General features: G+C 71.1%; 16 protein-coding genes. 11 read left to right on the forward strand and 5 right to left on the reverse strand.

Annotation, left to right across the window (positions count from 1 at the left end; translation table 11 throughout):
- Positions 1 to 48: 48 nt before the first annotated feature.
- Positions 49 to 1,011 (forward strand): M14 family zinc carboxypeptidase, encoded by a 963-nt coding sequence (locus tag VET29_RS20830; RefSeq protein ID WP_324922988.1) that lies wholly within the window; start codon positions 49 to 51, stop codon positions 1,009 to 1,011.
- Positions 1,012 to 1,239: 228 nt separating this feature from the next.
- Positions 1,240 to 2,541: a lytic transglycosylase domain-containing protein gene (locus VET29_RS20835; protein WP_324922991.1), complete on the forward strand. Its 1,302-nt coding sequence runs from the start codon at positions 1,240 to 1,242 to the stop codon at positions 2,539 to 2,541.
- A gap of 111 nt (positions 2,542 to 2,652) precedes the next feature.
- Here the strand turns inward: VET29_RS20835 and VET29_RS20840 are convergent, their stop codons facing one another.
- Complete coding sequence (locus VET29_RS20840) at positions 2,653 to 3,249, reverse strand: hypothetical protein (RefSeq protein WP_324922993.1); 597 nt, start codon at positions 3,247 to 3,249, stop codon at positions 2,653 to 2,655.
- A 124-nt stretch (positions 3,250 to 3,373) separates the two neighbouring features.
- Here VET29_RS20840 and VET29_RS20845 point away from each other — a divergent pair, with 124 nt between their 5' ends.
- The 4 genes from VET29_RS20845 to VET29_RS20860 all read left to right on the forward strand — a co-directional run bounded on the left by VET29_RS20845 (position 3,374) and on the right by VET29_RS20860 (position 8,692).
- A complete protein-coding gene (locus VET29_RS20845) occupies positions 3,374 to 4,105 on the forward strand; it encodes a response regulator transcription factor (RefSeq protein WP_414636546.1) in 732 nt (243 codons plus the stop codon).
- A complete protein-coding gene (locus VET29_RS20850; RefSeq protein WP_324922997.1) occupies positions 4,083 to 5,528 on the forward strand; it encodes a sensor histidine kinase in 1,446 nt (481 codons plus the stop codon). The genes VET29_RS20845 and VET29_RS20850 overlap by 23 nt, the downstream gene beginning before the upstream one ends.
- A gap of 117 nt (positions 5,529 to 5,645) precedes the next feature.
- On the forward strand, positions 5,646 to 6,875 hold the full coding sequence (locus tag VET29_RS20855; RefSeq protein ID WP_324922999.1) for a bifunctional glycosyltransferase family 2/GtrA family protein: 1,230 nt from the start codon (positions 5,646 to 5,648) through the stop codon (positions 6,873 to 6,875).
- A 5-nt stretch (positions 6,876 to 6,880) separates the two neighbouring features.
- Positions 6,881 to 8,692, forward strand: a complete 1,812-nt coding sequence (locus VET29_RS20860; protein WP_324923001.1) for a glycosyltransferase family 39 protein — start codon at positions 6,881 to 6,883, stop codon at positions 8,690 to 8,692.
- Positions 8,693 to 8,720: 28 nt separating this feature from the next.
- Here the strand turns inward: VET29_RS20860 and VET29_RS20865 are convergent, their stop codons facing one another.
- On the reverse strand, positions 8,721 to 9,029 hold the full coding sequence (locus VET29_RS20865) for a helix-turn-helix transcriptional regulator (RefSeq protein WP_324923003.1): 309 nt from the start codon (positions 9,027 to 9,029) through the stop codon (positions 8,721 to 8,723).
- 83 nt (positions 9,030 to 9,112) lie between these two features.
- Between VET29_RS20865 and VET29_RS20870 the strand changes: the two genes are divergently transcribed.
- Complete coding sequence (locus tag VET29_RS20870; protein WP_324923006.1) at positions 9,113 to 9,988, forward strand: GNAT family N-acetyltransferase; 876 nt, start codon at positions 9,113 to 9,115, stop codon at positions 9,986 to 9,988.
- Positions 9,985 to 10,401 (forward strand): hypothetical protein, encoded by a 417-nt coding sequence (locus VET29_RS20875; RefSeq protein WP_324923008.1) that lies wholly within the window; start codon positions 9,985 to 9,987, stop codon positions 10,399 to 10,401. The genes VET29_RS20870 and VET29_RS20875 overlap by 4 nt, the downstream gene beginning before the upstream one ends.
- Before the next feature lie 27 nt (positions 10,402 to 10,428).
- On the opposite strand, the gene VET29_RS20880 is transcribed toward VET29_RS20875, so the two are convergent.
- Positions 10,429 to 11,751: an MFS transporter gene (locus tag VET29_RS20880; RefSeq protein ID WP_324923009.1), complete on the reverse strand. Its 1,323-nt coding sequence runs from the start codon at positions 11,749 to 11,751 to the stop codon at positions 10,429 to 10,431.
- Between the two features lie 147 nt (positions 11,752 to 11,898).
- On the opposite strand from VET29_RS20880, the gene VET29_RS20885 reads away from it, so the two are divergent.
- From VET29_RS20885 to VET29_RS20895, 3 genes are all read left to right on the forward strand, one after another.
- Entirely contained in the window at positions 11,899 to 12,333 is a 435-nt protein-coding gene (locus VET29_RS20885; RefSeq protein ID WP_324923011.1) for a MarR family transcriptional regulator, read from the forward strand.
- 207 nt (positions 12,334 to 12,540) lie between these two features.
- The gene (locus VET29_RS20890) at positions 12,541 to 13,179 is read left to right on the forward strand and encodes a TetR/AcrR family transcriptional regulator (protein WP_324923013.1); all 639 of its coding nucleotides are present in this window, start codon (positions 12,541 to 12,543) and stop codon (positions 13,177 to 13,179) included.
- Entirely contained in the window at positions 13,176 to 13,922 is a 747-nt protein-coding gene (locus VET29_RS20895; protein ID WP_324923015.1) for a sugar isomerase domain-containing protein, read from the forward strand. Before VET29_RS20890 ends, VET29_RS20895 begins: the two co-directional genes overlap by 4 nt.
- A gap of 60 nt (positions 13,923 to 13,982) precedes the next feature.
- Here the strand turns inward: VET29_RS20895 and VET29_RS20900 are convergent, their stop codons facing one another.
- Both VET29_RS20900 and VET29_RS20905 read right to left on the reverse strand, forming a co-directional pair.
- Positions 13,983 to 14,786: a hypothetical protein gene (locus VET29_RS20900; RefSeq protein WP_324923017.1), complete on the reverse strand. Its 804-nt coding sequence runs from the start codon at positions 14,784 to 14,786 to the stop codon at positions 13,983 to 13,985.
- Positions 14,787 to 14,790: 4 nt separating this feature from the next.
- Entirely contained in the window at positions 14,791 to 15,690 is a 900-nt protein-coding gene (locus VET29_RS20905; RefSeq protein WP_324923019.1) for an epimerase, read from the reverse strand.
- Positions 15,691 to 15,751: the final 61 nt, after the last annotated feature.

The following is a 15,751-nucleotide window of genomic DNA, read 5'->3' on the forward strand; positions in this document are numbered from 1 at the left end:
CCCGCCGAGGCTTGTCAATCCCCGACCGGGCGTGCCAGGTTCGTCCGTATGCGCACCCTGCTCGCACTGGCCACCGCCGCCACCATGGCGCTCGTTCCAGCCGCCCCGGCGCAGGCCGCCCCGCACCCCGTCGACCCCCGGCCGACCAACGAGACCCTCGCACTGTCGCTGAAGGTGCTCGCCAGGCAGTCGCACGGCGTCATCACGGTCCGCACCATCGGCACGACCAACGAGGGCCGGCCCATCTGGGCCGCACGGGTCGGGCACGGCCCGGTCCGCGTCCAGTACGTGACCCAGCAGCACGGCGACGAGCCGCTCGGCACGCCGGCCGCCGTGGAGTTCCTGAGGACCGTGGGCCTGTCCAACTCGGCGTGGCACCGGTGGCTGCGGTCGCGGGTCACCGTCGACATCGTCGTGCGTGCCAACCCGGACGGGCACGTGCACGGGTGGCGGTACAACTACGACCCGGCCGCCGACCCCGTGTACGGGGAGAAGGGCAAGGGCTACGACATCAACCGCTACCACGACCCCGCCGTCGCGCCCGAGGACAACCCGGTGCCGGAGGCCGCCGCCATCCAGCGGGCGTACGCGGAGTTCCGGCCGCGGATCGTGATGGACTACCACATGCAGGGCCGGTACACCGACGCGAACGGCCGCGAGATCACCGCGTCGATGCTGTGGCCGACGCACCCGGACGCGACGCCCGCGAACGTCGCCGCGGCCAAGCGGGTGACGGTCGTGGCGCAGCGGGCGGTCACCGCCGCGGGCGGCAACGTGAGCCAGTACCCCGGCGGTGACTACGAGGGGATCGCGCGGAACGCGTACGGGCTGCTCGGCAGTGCCAGCGTGCTGCTGGAGCTGAGCGCGATCGGCGACGAGCAGTCGCAGATCCGGTCGGCGTACGCGGCGATGCTGGCCGTGGTCCGGACCGCGGCGGACGGTTCACTCGACCGGGTGAACCCGGCCCTCGCGGACGCCATCCCGCCACGCGGCGAGCCCATTGTGGACTGAACGCCTGATCCTTCTTCGCTGGTCATGACGCTCGGGCAGCTACCTATCACCAATGAGGCGGGGTTGGCTGCCCGATCGGGTACGCCTCCGCGCTGACCAGCATCTGGGTGTCGACCCGGTGTTCTACTCCAATGGGAAACCCATCCGCGCTGCCGGACTGGCCCGAACCAGATCCGGGTCCTTCGTGGGGGCGCGTACCGACGATGGGGATCGAAGGGGTGGGTCGGCTTGGGCAGCAGAAACAGCAAGGCACGACACCGGCGCCAGGGGCGGAGACCGGTCACGTTCGCGTGGCTCGCCGGCAGTAACGGGAGGCACCGGAGCAGGCAGCCGTCCACCGGGTTGATCGCGGTGAGCGCGGTGGTGCTCGCCGCGTCGGCCGCCTCGTCGACGGTGCAGGCGACGCCGGAGCCCGTCGGTCCCCCGGCACCCGCCGCGGAACCGGTGCCGGCCGACGGCGGCTCGATGCCCTTGATGGACTTCCCGCAGTTCGAGAGTCACCTGGCCAGCGGGCGGTTCGTCGGCATGCCGCTGCCCACGACGGGCGGCGCCGCCATCCCGGCGACCGTGCTGGCGGCCTACCAGCGGGCGGTCGAGCGGATGAACCTGATCCAGCCGAACTGCCACATCCCGCTGGAGCTGCTCGCGGCGATCGGCAAGGTCGAGTCGGGGCACGCCCGTGGCGGGCGGGTGGACGCCGCGGGTCGCACGCTGACGCCGATCCTGGGGCCGGTGCTGAACGGCGGCCCGTTCGCCGCGATCGCCGACACGGACGGCGGCGAGTACGACGGGGACAAGACCTGGGACCGTGCCGTCGGCCCGATGCAGTTCATCCCGTCGACCTGGTCGAAGTGGGCCTCGGACGGGAACGTGGACGGGCAGCTCGACCCGTCCAACGTCTACGACGCGTCACTGGCCGCGGCCCGGTACCTGTGCGCGGCCAACCGCGACCTCGGCACGCCGGATGGGCTGGACGATGCCGTCCTGAGCTACAACCACTCGACCAGCTACCTGTCGCTGGTCCGCTCGTGGATGGCGGTCTACCAAAACGGCACGGTGTCCGTGGACGACATCCTCGACGCGGGCCCGCTGCCGGTCTACGACGACGCGCCGGCGACCTCCTCGCCGTCGACGCCGGCCACACCACCGAGCACGCCACCGCCCGGGCCTACCACGCCGCCGGTCACCGTGCCGCCGCCCCCGGCCACCCCACCCACGACGACGGACCCGACGACACCACCCACCACGACGGACCCGACGACACCACCGACCACCACCCCCTCGACCACGGACCCGACGACACCACCCACCACCACCGACCCGGCGGCGCCGTCCGGCGGGCCACCGGCGAGCTCGACCGAGGGGCAGTGCGGTCTGCTGGACGTGGTCACCGGCCTGATCGGCGAGGACCCGGACTGCGTGCACGATCTGGAGCTGTCCACTCCGGCCGCGGTCGCGACGACGACCCCGGACACCACGGCGACCGCCGAGACCTCGGCGACCCCGGTGTCCCCGGTCGCGGCGCCGTAGGCGTTAAGGCCTGAATGGACCGTCCTGTTGTCGAGGGGCGGCGAACGGTCCATTCAGGACAGGAGACAGGCGGCGAGCCCAAGGCAACCGGTGAGCCGTCGCCTGCCGCCGTCAGTTACCGCCGCCGGGCGGGTTGACGTTGCCGTTGGGCGGGTTGACGTTGCCGCCGTTGCGGCGGTTACCGAAGTTGCCCAGCTCCATGATGGACTTGGCGGTCGACGTGCCGTTCGAGGTGCTGGCGATGACCGTCACCTGGCCACCCTTGGCGACGTTGTCACTCTTCTGGGTGTCATTGTCGATGGTGTAGGTCTTCTCGTAGCCGTCCTGGCTCTTCACCGTGATCGAGTCGTCCGACAGTGCGGTGACGTCGCCGACCTGGAACTCGCCGTGCTGGGCCTGGTCGAAACCGCCCATCGGGCCGGCCATCATGCGCGGGCCGCCGCCGGGGCCGCCGCCCGGGCCGTTCTGGCTGTTGTCCACCGAGCCGCTCGCGGCGTAGATCGCGACACCGCCTGCCGCGGCGATACCGATCGCGACCAGAACCGCGATGACGATGCGCTTCGTCGTCCATCCCGACTTCGGCGCGGCCGGGGGCGGCGGAGCACCCCACTCGGCCGGCTGCTCCGGTGGCGGGCCCGACGGCGGCGGACCACCGGCCGCCGGTTCGGCGGGCAGCCGGGTCGTCGACTCAGACTGTTCGGTACTCATGACCGACACGGTGGTGGGCGAACCTGTGGATGACCTGTGTTCGCTGTGGGCAGGTCCTGTGACGTGACCCGACACAGCGAACACACAGGATTCGCTCAGCGGACCCACACATCCGTGCGCGACGATGATCGCCATGGTGGAGCGGAGCGAGCTGCGGCGACCCGACGGGCAACCCGTCCGGGTCCTGGTCGTCGACGACGAAGCCACGCTGGCCGAGCTCGTCTCGATGGCCTTGCGGCTGGAGGGTTGGGAGATCAGGAGCGCCGGCGACGGCGTGTCCGCCGTGCGCACGGCCCGTGACTTCCGGCCCGACGCGGTGGTCCTGGACGTCATGCTGCCGGACATCGACGGGCTCGAGGTCCTCCGCCGGATGCGTGCCGACCTGCCGCACCTCCCCGTGCTCTTCCTGACCGCCAAGGACGCCGTCGAGGACCGCATCGCCGGGCTCACCGCCGGCGGCGACGACTACGTCACCAAGCCGTTCAGCCTGGAGGAGGTGACGCTGCGCCTGCGTGCGCTGCTCCGCCGCACCGGCGTCACCGAGGCGACCGCCGGCGCGGGGCTGGTCGTCGGCGACCTCACCCTCGACGAGGACAGCCGCGAGGTCACCAGGGCCGGCCAGGCCGTCGAGCTGACCGCCACCGAGTTCGAGCTGCTGCGGTACCTGATGCGCAACCCGCGACGGGTCCTGTCGAAGGCGCAGATACTGGACCGCGTCTGGAACTACGACTTCGGCGGGCAGGCCAACATCGTGGAGCTGTACATCTCCTACCTGCGCAAGAAGATCGACGCGGGGCGCTCGCCGATGATCCACACCATGCGAGGCGCCGGGTATGTCCTCAAACCAGGGGCGTAGGGGCGTCGAGTCCTGGTCCCTGCGCCGGCGGCTCATCTTCGAGCAGATCGTGCTGCTGGCGCTGGTCTGCGTGGTCGTGGTGCTGGTGACCGAGGTCGCCCTGCGGGCCTTCCTCGTCGGCCAGCTCGACGACCGGCTCACGGCGGCGAAGCCGCCGCCCGGCGGCCCGCGGCCCGGCAACTTCATCGACGTCCGTTCCCTGGGGCCCGGGGCGTTCACCGCGCTGGTCGGCCCCGACGGCCAGGTGGCCCACGCCAGCCGGTTCTCCCCCGCCAGCGGTGACGAGGACCTGCCGGCCAGCGAGTACCCCGCACTGCTCGACCTGCCGGCCGACGACCACATCTACGTCCGTGACCTCGGCAGCAGCCTCGGCGACTACCGGCTCGTCGCCAGGCAGACGGACTTCGGGGTGACCATCACCGGGCTGCCGATGTCCGAGGTCGACGGGACCCTGCTGAGCGCGGGCCTGATCATGGGCGGCGTGGCGCTCGCCGGACTGCTCGCCGCGGCGGGCGCGGGCGCGTTCATCGTGCGCAGGGCCCTGCATCCACTGCAACGGGTGGCGGCCACGGCGTCGCAGGTGGCGGAACTGCCGCTCGACCAGGGCGAGGTGGAGCTCGCCGAGCGGGTGCCGAAGCGATATACCGACCCGAACACCGAGGTCGGCCAGGTCGGCCTGGCCTTCAACCGCATGCTGGGCAACGTGCGGGACGCGCTGGTGGCCCGGCACGAGAGCGAGACCCGCGTACGCCAGTTCGTCGCGGACGTGAGCCACGAGCTGCGCACGCCGCTCGCCGCCGTCCGCGGCTACACCGAGCTCATCCGCCGCCGCGACGACGACGTGACACCCGAGGTCGCGCACGCGCTCAGCCGCGTCGAGTCCGAGGCCGCGCGGATGACCACACTGGTCGAGGACCTGCTGCTGCTCGCCCGCCTGGACTCCGGCCGCCCGCTCGACCGCGCGCCCGTCGACGTGTCCCGGCTGGTCGTCGACATGGTCAGCGACGCACAGGTGGCCGGCCAGAGCCATGTCTGGCAGCTGGACGTGCCGCCGGACCCGGTCGTCGTCCCCGGCGACGACGCGCGGCTGCACCAGGTGGTCGCGAACCTCCTGTCCAACTCCCGCACGCACACCCCGCCGGGCACGACCGTCGTGGTCGGACTGTCCACAACGGACGAATGGGTGGTGCTCACGGTGACCGACAACGGACCCGGCATCCCGTCCCACCTCCTGCCGGAGGTGTTCGAGCGGTTCGCGCGGGGCGACTCGTCCCGCTCGCGGGCGGCCGGCAGCACGGGACTCGGCCTCGCCATCGTGGCGGCGGTCGTGCAGGCACACCACGGTTGGGTCGAGGTCGAGAGCCGGGCCGGTTGGACGCGGTTCACCGTCCGCCTTCCCCGCACGACCCACTCGTGGGAGTGACGCGGGCGGCACCGAAACAGTCGGCGGTGTCGTGGTTCACGACCCGTCCTGACACGCACAGCTCTCACACAGGCGAGCCACACGACCGTCCAAGCGGGGTGCCCGAGCGTGGACGCCATGACGCTCACCGTGCCCAATCCCACCGACCGGGAGGCCATCGACCCCGATGGGGACCACCCGGTGCTCGACATCGTCGTGCCCGTGTTCAACGAGGAGCGGGACCTGGCACCCTGTGTCCGCCGGCTGTACGCACACCTCAGCGGCAGCTTCCCCTACCGGTTCCGGATCACCGTCGCGAACAACGCGAGCACGGACGGGACCGCCGGGATCGCCGACGAGCTGGCCAGGGCGATCCCCGAGGTGGTCGCCGTGCACCTGCCGGAGAAGGGGCGAGGACGGGCGCTGCACGCGGTCTGGTCGGCGAGCGACGCGTCGGTGCTCGCGTACCTGGACGTCGACCTCTCCACCGACCTCAACGCGCTGACCCCGCTGATCGCGCCGCTGCTGTCCGGTCACTCGGACCTCGCGATCGGCAGCCGGCTCGCGCGTGGGGCACGGGTCGTGCGCGGCCCGAAGCGTGAGTTCATCTCCCGCTGCTACAACCTGATCCTGCGGGGTGCGCTCGCCACCCGCTTCTCCGACGCGCAGTGCGGCTTCAAGGCCATCCGCGCGGACGTGGCGACCAAGCTGCTGCCGCACGTGGCCGACACGGCGTGGTTCTTCGACACCGAACTGCTGGTGCTGGCCGAGCGCAGCGGCCTGCGCATCCACGAGGTGCCGGTGGACTGGGTGGACGACCCGGACAGCCGCGTCGACATCGTGGCCACCGCGGTCGCCGACCTGAAGGGCGTCGCCCGGCTGGTCCGCGGCTTCGCGAGCGGGCGGATCCCCGTGGCCGAGCTCCGTGAGCAGCTCGGCCGGGACGCGCCGAAGACCGGCCTGCTGCGCCAGCTCGTCCGGTTCTCGGTCGTCGGCGTGGTCTCCACGCTCGCGTACCTGGTGCTGTACTCGTTGATGCGCGACGGTTTGGGGGCGCAGGGCGCGAACTTCGTCGCACTGGGGCTCACGGCCGTCGGCAACACGGCGGCCAACCGGCGGTTCACCTTCGGCGTGCGCGGCAGGACCGGCGCGGCACGCCACCAGTTCGAGGGGCTGATCGTGTTCGGCCTCGGGCTCGGTCTGACGTCCGGCTCGCTCGCGTTGCTGCACGCGCTGACCAGTCCCGGCCGTGCCCTCGAACTGGCCGTGCTCGTCCTCGCCAACCTCGCGGCCACCGTGCTGCGGTTCCTCCTCCTTCGCGGCTGGGTGTTCCACCCGCGCCGCCAGACCGAAATGAGCACACGTTGATCACGATGGCCGAACCGAAGGCGGCGCCGACACACGCCGCTCCGGCCCGACGCGCGCGACGCCCGTGGGTCCTCCTGCTGCTCGCCGGCAGCGCGGTGCTGTACCTGTGGAACCTCACGGCGAGCGGCTGGGCCAACAGCTACTACGCGGCGGCGACACAGGCGGCGGCGCAGAGCTGGAAGGCGTTCCTGTTCGGCTCGGTCGACGCCGGCAACGTCATCACCGTCGACAAGCCGCCCGCGTCGCTGTGGCTTTCCGGCCTGTTCGCCAGGGTCTTCGGCGTCTCCAGCTGGTCGGTGCTCGCCCCGCAGGCACTCTGCGGCGTCGCGTCGGTGGGGTTGCTGTACCTGGCAGTGAAGCGGACGTCCGGCCAGTTGGCCGGCCTGCTGGCCGGTGCCGCGCTGGCACTGACCCCGGTGGCGACGCTGATGTTCCGCTTCAACCTGCCGGACCCGCTGCTGGTGCTCCTGCTGATCGCGGCCGCGTACGCGACGATCCGGGCCGTGGAGAAGGCGAGCCTTCGCTGGCTCCTGCTGGCCGGCACCGCCATCGGCTTCGCGTTCCTGACCAAGATGATGCAGGGCTTCCTGACACTGCCGGCACTCACGCTGGTGTACCTGGTCGCGGCGCCGACGACCCTGTGGAAACGGATCGCGCACGTGTTGGCCGCGGGCGCGGCGGTGGTCGTGTCGGCCGGCTGGTACGTGGCGCTGGTCGCGTTGTGGCCGGCGGACTCGCGGCCCTACATCGCGGGCTCGACGGACAACTCGATCCTGGAGCTCGCGCTGGGCTACAACGGGCTGGGCCGCATCTTCGGCGGTGAGGGCAACCCCGGCGGAGGCGGCGGAGGCGGCATGGGCGGCGGGAACACCGGCTTCGGCGGCGCGTCCGGGATCGGGCGCATGTTCGGCGCCGCGTTCGGCACGGAGATCTCGTGGCTGCTGCCCACCGCGCTGGTCGGGCTGGTCGCCGGGCTGTGGTTCACGCGGCGGGCGCCGCGGACCGACCGGACCCGGGCCGCGCTGCTGCTGTGGGGCGGCTGGCTCGTGGTGACCGCGCTGGTGTTCAGCTTCATGAGCGGGATCATCCACCCGTACTACTCGGTGGCACTGGCGCCGGGCATCGCCGGCGTGGTCGCGATCAGCGCCCGTGAGCTGTGGCGCGGCCGGGCGCACCCGCCGGCCCGGTACTTCCTGGCGGGCATGGTGGCGGTCACCGGCGTGTGGACGTTCATCCTGCTGGACCGGTGGTCGGACTGGCAGCCGTGGCTGCGCTGGGTGATCGTCATCGCGTCGGTCGCGGTGGCGACGGCGATCGCGGTCGGGATGAAGGCCCGGGTGCTGGCGGTGGCCGGGATCGTCACGGCACTGCTCGGCACCGGGATGTTCTCGGTGGCGACCGCGGCGGTGGCGCACTCGGGCTCGATCCCGACCTCCGGCCCGACGGCGGAGGGCTTCGGCGGCATGGGTGGCGCCCTGGGCGGCGGCTCGACCTCGGCCGAGCTGGTCTCGCTGCTGCGGTCGACCGACACGCAGTGGGCGGCGGCCACCACCGGCGCCACCAGCGCGGCGGACCTGGAGCTGGCCAGCGGCAAGTCGGTCATCGGCATCGGCGGCTTCAGCGGCGGCGACCCGGCGCCGACACTGGCGGCGTTCAAGCAGTACGTCGCCGACGGCAAGGTCGCCTACTACGTCTCGGGCGGCGGGATGGGCGGCGGAGGCGGCCCCGGCGGCAACTCCGACATCGCGCAGTGGGTGGCGGACAACTACCAATCGACGACCGTGGGCAACGCGACCGTGTACGACCTGCGAAGCTGAGCCCGCTCCCGAAAAGGCGCGTCCGGAACTACCCGGGCGCGCCTTTTTCGCCGTGCCGGCTGGCGAAGACCCGGAACCAGGCCTCGGCCCACTCGCGCAGCTCGGCGGGAGAGGCGCCGAGCGCGGTGACGATCCGGTCGAGGACGTCCGGCGGCGGGAGGTACCGGCCGGTGACGTAGGAGTGGATCGTCGACCGCGGTTCGGCCACCCGCCCGGCCAGCTCGGCGAGGCTCATCTTGGTCTTGTGCGTGCCGCGGGCGGCGCGTGCCCGCATCAGCTCCAGCTCCCGCGACAGTTCGGTCAGGGTGTGTACCCGTCTCGGATCCGGACCGTTCATCGTCGTCCTCCCCGTGCCTCCAGGAATGTCCAGGAGTTTCCCGCACGGCGCCACAGCGGCCCCACATTCGCTGTACTCGGGCCATGCTTTCGTCAATCGACAGTTCGCGCAGGGAGAGACTTCGCGGCGAGCTCGCGGAGCTTCTCGACGTCGACGCCGCCGAGCTGACCGACAATGCCCGGCTCGTCGACGACCTGTCGTTCGACAGCCTCACCATGCTGACCCTTCTCACGTGGTTGGCGGACCACGGCGTGCGTCTCGGCGCGGAACACCGGAAACCTGCTCGGGTCGCCGAACTGTGGTCATTGCTGGAGACAGACGGATTCCCGCTGTCGATACGAACCACCGAGGGGCCGGACCTCGGGCCAGCGCACGTGCCGCGTGTTCCCCAGCCGGCCGCGGACCCGCTCGTGCCCGTCCTCGAGAGCGGCACGTTCCGGCTGGCGCCGCTGCAACCGAGTGACGTCCCGCTCCTCTACGCGCTGGCCGTCCGGCCCGAGAACTGCTTCCGCTGGCGCTACCGGGGTGCCCCGCCGTCGCCGGAGCGGTTCACCGACGAGCTGTGGAACCACGTCCTCGTCCAGTACGCGGTGCGCCGCGGGAGTGACGGCAGGCTGGCCGGGCACGTCGTCGCGTACGGCGCCGACCAGCACACCAGCCACGTGTCAGTCGGTGCGGTCTTCGACCCGGAGCACACCGGTTCGGGATTCGCCGCGGAAATCGTCGAGGTGTTCTCGCGGCACCTGTTCCAGGTTTTTCCCCTGCGCAAGATCTACCTCGAAATACCGGGTTACAACTGGCCTCAGATGCGCAGCGGAGAAGGCAAGTATTTTCGGGTCGAGGGAGTTCTTCCCGAACACGTCTACTACGCCGGGCGCTACTGGGAACAGTACATCTGCGCCGTTTATCCAGAAGGCTCACGAAGTGAGCGGAAACCGGAAGAAGGAGTCGCATCATGACACAGCCAAGAAAGACGTTGCTCACCCTGGCCCTCGCGGCCGGCGGTGCCCTCGCGACCACGCTCGCACCCGGCGCGGCACAGGCCGCCCCCGCCGTTCCCGACAGCGAGATCGGCATCCTGGGCACCTGCGGGGACCATTTCCACCCGAGGGTCACCGACGGTGGGCGGGTCGTCGGCGAGGCGGACTGGAATGTCGTGTGCAGGTGGACCGGCACCGAGTGGAACGTCTACATGGAGGGCTGGGTGGACGACCTGGCCGCCGACGGCAAGTGCGTGTGGGTTCGCGGGGAACGGTTCCCGGGCGACCCGGACACCCAACTCGCCAAGAACTGCCCGGCCGACGGTCCGCGTACCAACTTCACCTTCAAGTTCGCCGGCCAGAACGCCAACGGCTTCGCCTACGTGTCCTGACCCGGCGTGCGTGGCCCCCTCCCGCGATCACCAGCTTCCCCGGTGGTCGGGGATCGTGAAGATCAGCGGGAGGGCGGCCAGCATGAGGACCGACAGCACCACGAAGCCGTGGGCCTGCGCCATCGCCGGGTCGGTGCTGTTGGTCACCACCGCGGTCATGATCGAGACCGAGATGATCGAGCCGCTCTGGCGGAACATGCCGCGCAGGCCGGCGATGGACGCGATCTGGTCCGGGGCCAGCTGGAGGCCAGCGTTGTTCGACGCCGGGACCGCCACGCCCATGCCCACCCCGGTGATACCGGCCGCCACCATCAGCCACAGGTAGCCGTTGACGTGCGGTGGCGGGAAGGCCATCAGCGCGAAGCCCGTCACGATCAGCGTGAAGCCGACCATCATCGGGATGCGGCAGCCGAGGCGCCGGAGTGTCATGACCGCCAGCGCGGCCACGCAGATGACGCCGGCGCCGCGGGCCGTCAGCACCGTCCCCGCCTCCAGCGGGTCGAGGTGGAACCGCGTCTCCGCGTACAGCGGCACCAGCGCGCCGAAGCCGATCGCCGCGCCGCCGAACAGCAGGTTGAGGACGTTCATCGCGCCGAAGCCCCGGCCGCGCAGGAGTCGCATCGGGATGAACGGCGCGCTCGCACGGACCGTGTGCCGGACGAACACCCATGCCAGGACCGCCGCCGCGAGGACCGGGGTCAGGAACCACGGGCTGGTCACGCCGTGGCCCAGGTTCGTCATGCCGTACATCGCGGTCAGCATCACGCCCGCGAGCAGCACCAGGCCACGCACGTCGATGCGCTCCGCAGGCTTGCGGCCGGTCTCCCTGATCAGCCGCCACCCCAGCGCCAGCAGGAGGATCCCGATCGGCACGTTGACGAAGAAGATCCCCCGCCACGACAGGTAGGTCACGAAGATCCCGCCCAGGATCGGGCCGAGGATGCCGCCGATCGGGAAGATCGACGTGAACATGCCGACGGCCCGGTCGCGGCCCGGGCCGTAGTGGTCGGCGATGATCCCCGTCGCCGACGGGATGAACCCGCCGCCGCCGACCGCCTGGACCGCCCGCAGCGCGACCAGCACGTAGATGTTGCCGGCCAGCGCGCAGGCCAGGGAGGCGGACGTGAAGACCACGACCGCGACGAGGAACACCCGCTTGCGGCCGAAGTGGTCCCCCAGCTTGCCGGCGAGCGGCATGGCGATGATCTGGCCGAGCGAGTAGATCGTGATCGTCCAGCCACTCCACGTGAGCTGAGCGTGCAGGTCGGACTGGATGGCGCCGAGTGCCGTCGCGACGATCGTCTGGTCCATCGACGACATGAACAACGCCATGGCGACGACGGCGAACACCAGGTGACGACGGGGTAGCGCGCCGGCGGGGATTGCGGCTGGCGCTGTTACTCCTATGCTTCGCATCCCCATAGCCACGAGAGTAAGTTGCTTGCCGGCAAGCAACCAAGAGTGTGTGACCAACCAGTCGTCAGGGAGTTTGGTTAAGTGGATGCCGAGAACGTGACCCGTCTGCGCCGGGTCATCGGCCGGCTGGCCCGGCTGCTGAACGCCGCCCCGGTCAGCGAGAACCTGACACCGACCCAGGCCTCCGTGCTGGCCCTGGTCGCACACCGCGCACCGATCGGCATGACCGAACTGGCCGAGATCGAGGGCCTCAACCCGACCATGCTGTCCCGTGTGGTCGCCAAGCTGGTCGACGACGGCCTCGCGCGCCGCCTGCCGAACCCGAACGACCAGCGTGCCGTGCAGCTGGAGGCCACCGACCGCGGCCGCGTCGTCCACGAACGCATCATCGCGGCGCGCACGGCGACGGTCGGACAGATCCTGGACAGTTTGTCACCGGACGTGACCGACGCTCTACGGAACGCACTACCCGCCCTGGAGGCGCTCGCGGAAGGTCTCCGGACACAGAAGAGCTGAACCAAGCGTGACCAACTCGCCGACGATCACCCGAACGCGTTGTCCGTCGGCGGAGCGCGGTCCTCGCGAACCCGCGATTTCGTCGTGGGAAAGCACGATACCGGCCTGGTTGCAGGTTTGTTGGGCAACAGCCTCGTTGTCCTGCCTGGTCACGTGCCAGTAGCCTTTCTCTTCGCACTGCTTTAGCGACGGGGAAGGACCAACGGCATGCCGCGTACCGAGGCGATGGCTCGGCGCACCTACGGCGGTCGCTCCGCAGCCGACCGGAGAGCCGAACGGAGAGAGCGGCTGATGGAGGCCGGGCTTCAGCTGTTCGGCGGCGACGGCTACGCGGCCACGTCGATCGAGAAGCTGTGCACGCACGCGGGTGTGTCCACGCGCAACTTCTACGAGGAGTTCTCCTCGCGGGAGGACCTGCTGATCGCCTTGCACAAGCGGGCGAACGAGCGCTCGTTCGCGGCGGTGACCACCGCGTTCGAGGACGCCGCCGACGCCGCACTGGCGGAACGCTTCGAACTGGCCGTGCGCACGTTCATCCAGACCATGGCAGCTGACACGCGGTTGGCGCGGGTCGCGTACGTCGAGATGATCGGCGTGAGCAACACCGTGGAGAAGCACCGCATGGCGTGGCGCAAGAAGTGGTGGGACTTCATGGTCCGCGAGGCGGACCGCGCGGTGCTGCGCGGCGAGGCCGAACCGCGGGACTTCACGCTGCCGGCGCTGGCGGTCATCGCGTCGGTGAACGAACTGGTGCACCACTACTCGCTCAACCGGGGAAGGATCACGTTGGACGAGCTCATCACGGAGGTCGTGCGTTTCTCGGTCGCGGCGGTGACGGCGCCATGACCGTCTCCGCCACGGCGTCCGCCGCCGCCCTTCTCGAACGGCTGACCGCCATCGCCGCCACCGACGTCGGCCCCGCGGCCGCGCTGCTGGCCGCTTCGGTGCGGAACAACGGGGTCATCCAGGCCTTCGGCACCGGTCACTCGCAGGGCACCGCCCTGGAGATCGCCGGCCGCGCAGGCGGCCTGGTCCCGTCGAACCGCATCGCCCTGACCGACCTGGTGCAGTTCGGCGGCGAGGACCCGGCCGTGCTCGCGGACCCGATGCTGGAGCGGCGCGGGGACGTGGTGTCCCGGCTGTACGAGCTGGCCGCGCCACGCCCGCAGGACGTGTTCGTGATCGCGTCCAGCTCCGGCGTGAACTCGTCGGTCGTGGAGATGGCGCACATCGTGACGTCGGCCGGCCACAAGCTGGTCGCGATCACGTCGTTGCAGCACAGCAGCCAGGTGCCGGCCCGGCACGAGTCCGGGAAGCGGCTGTCGGACCTGGCCGACGTGACGCTGGACAACGGCGCGCCGTTCGGCGACACGCTCCTCCCGCTGCCGGACGACACGTCGGTGGGCGGGGTCTCGTCGCTCACCGCCGGGTTGCTGGTGCAGATGATGGTGGCGGAGACCGTCAAGCTGCTGCTGGACTCCGACTACGACCCACCGGTGTACGTGTCGAACAACGTGCCAGGCGGCCACGAACGCAACATCAAGCTGGAAGCCCTCTACGAGGGCCGAATCCGCCGCACAGCAAGCTAACCCGCGAGTCCCGCGTTCAAACACCGCGAGTCGCGCGTTCAGACACCCCGAGTCCCGCGTTCAGACATCCCGAGTTGCGGTTTCGTGCACATCCGGCAGCCGCAGCCAGACGTCCGGCGGGCCGACGACCGCGCGGGCGTCGGTGAGGCGCAGCCCGGGGTACGCGCAGGCGTAGGCGACCGAGTCGTCGCGGTGCAGGTAGGCGAGCAGGACCTCGCGGGCGGAGTCGTCGTCCGCGGGGTCGCCGCCCGGGACCAGGTCGCCCTCGAGCAGCTCGCCGTCACGGGAGACGGACCCCTGGCTGCCGCTCTTCGGGTTCTCGTAGAGGCCGTAGCAGACGGTGCCGGCCGAGAGCCGCTCGTGCACGTCCGTGTCCTGCGGCCGGTAGCCGTACGGCTGCATCACGACGACGCCACCCGGCACGCCGGTGACGCCGACGACGTCGAGGGTGTCCTCCTCCGCACAGCTCGTCCCCGCCAGCCGCCGCGTGGCCTCGGCGACGTCGATGCCGGCGACACAGGCCAGGCCGATGCCCTCCTCGACGACACTCCCCAACGCGGCCGCGAGCCGGCGCGCCTCGGCGACCATCTCGGTCTCCGCCGAGGACAGTTCGGCGGGCGGCCCGAAGAGGTCCGGTGTCGGCCCGGCGGCGGCCAGGCGCGCGGGTGACCAGCCGGCCATCATCTCCCGGTACGGGTCGGCGCCCGCCGCGACGAGTGCCCGCGCGTTGTCCGGCTTGTTCTCGAAGACGGCCCGCCAGAGCGGGGTTCGGCCCCACGCCAGCCCGTCGACGTCCGGCGCCTCGGCCGCGAGCGCGGCCACCTGGCCGGCGGTGCCACGCTCGGCCGCGGTGTGCAGATCCATTGCCCTACCGTGCCACGAGATCGCGCGCGGCCACCGGCCAGGTCGGGTACTCGAACGTGAAACCGGCCGCCAGCAAGCGGGTTGGCACGACGCGGCGGCTCTTCAGCAGGAGCTCGGTGTCCGAGCGGGCGACCCACGCGCCGAGCTCCGCCATCCAGCGCGTGGCGGGCAGACCGACCGGGATGCCGCCGGCCCTGCGCAGGTCGCGCATGAAGTCCTTGTACGGCGACGGGTTCGGTGCCGCGAGGTTGACCGGGCCGGACAGTTCCGTGTCCAGCAGGAAACGCACGGCGCGCACGAAGTCCTCCCCGTGCAGCCACGACATGTACTGCCGGCCGCCCGCGACCGGGCCGCCGAGGCCGAGCATCGCCAGGCGCCGCAACGCGTTGAACACGCCGCCCCGGCCCGGGCTCATGACCATGGCCGTGCGGAGCGCGACCTTCCGCGTGGCCGGGGTGTCGGCCTCGTCCAGTTCGGCCTCCCACCTCCGCGCGATGTCGACGCTGACGTCCCAGTACCGCGGCACGTCCGGCTCCGCGCCGCCGAGGATCCCGGTGGCCTCGTCGTTCGGCGCGTCGAAGCGGTGGGCGTAGATCGTGGCCGTGCTCATCTGCAGCCACACCCGCGGCGGGTTCTCCGCCTTGGCCACCGCCTCGCCGACCGCACGTGTCGAGTCGACCCGGGACGACGTCATCTCCCTCAGGTTCTCCGGCGTGTAGCGGCAGTTCACGGTGCGGCCGGCGAGGTTGACCACCGCGTCCGCGCCGTCCACCACCCGCGGGTCCAGGGTGCGGCCGTCCCACCGCACTCCCTCGCCGCGGCTCACGATCGTCACGTCGTGCCCCAGCCCGCGCCGAAGCAGCCCGCCGAGGTGTCCGCTCCCACCCGTGACCACGATCCTCATGTGCTCGCCCCCCGGAGTTGAACGTGTTCAAAACCGAGGGTAGACGTCGGCCCGGGCACGT

Origin of the sequence: Actinophytocola sp. (assembly GCF_035634895.1) — a bacterium.
GTDB lineage: Bacteria > Actinomycetota > Actinomycetes > Mycobacteriales > Pseudonocardiaceae > Actinophytocola.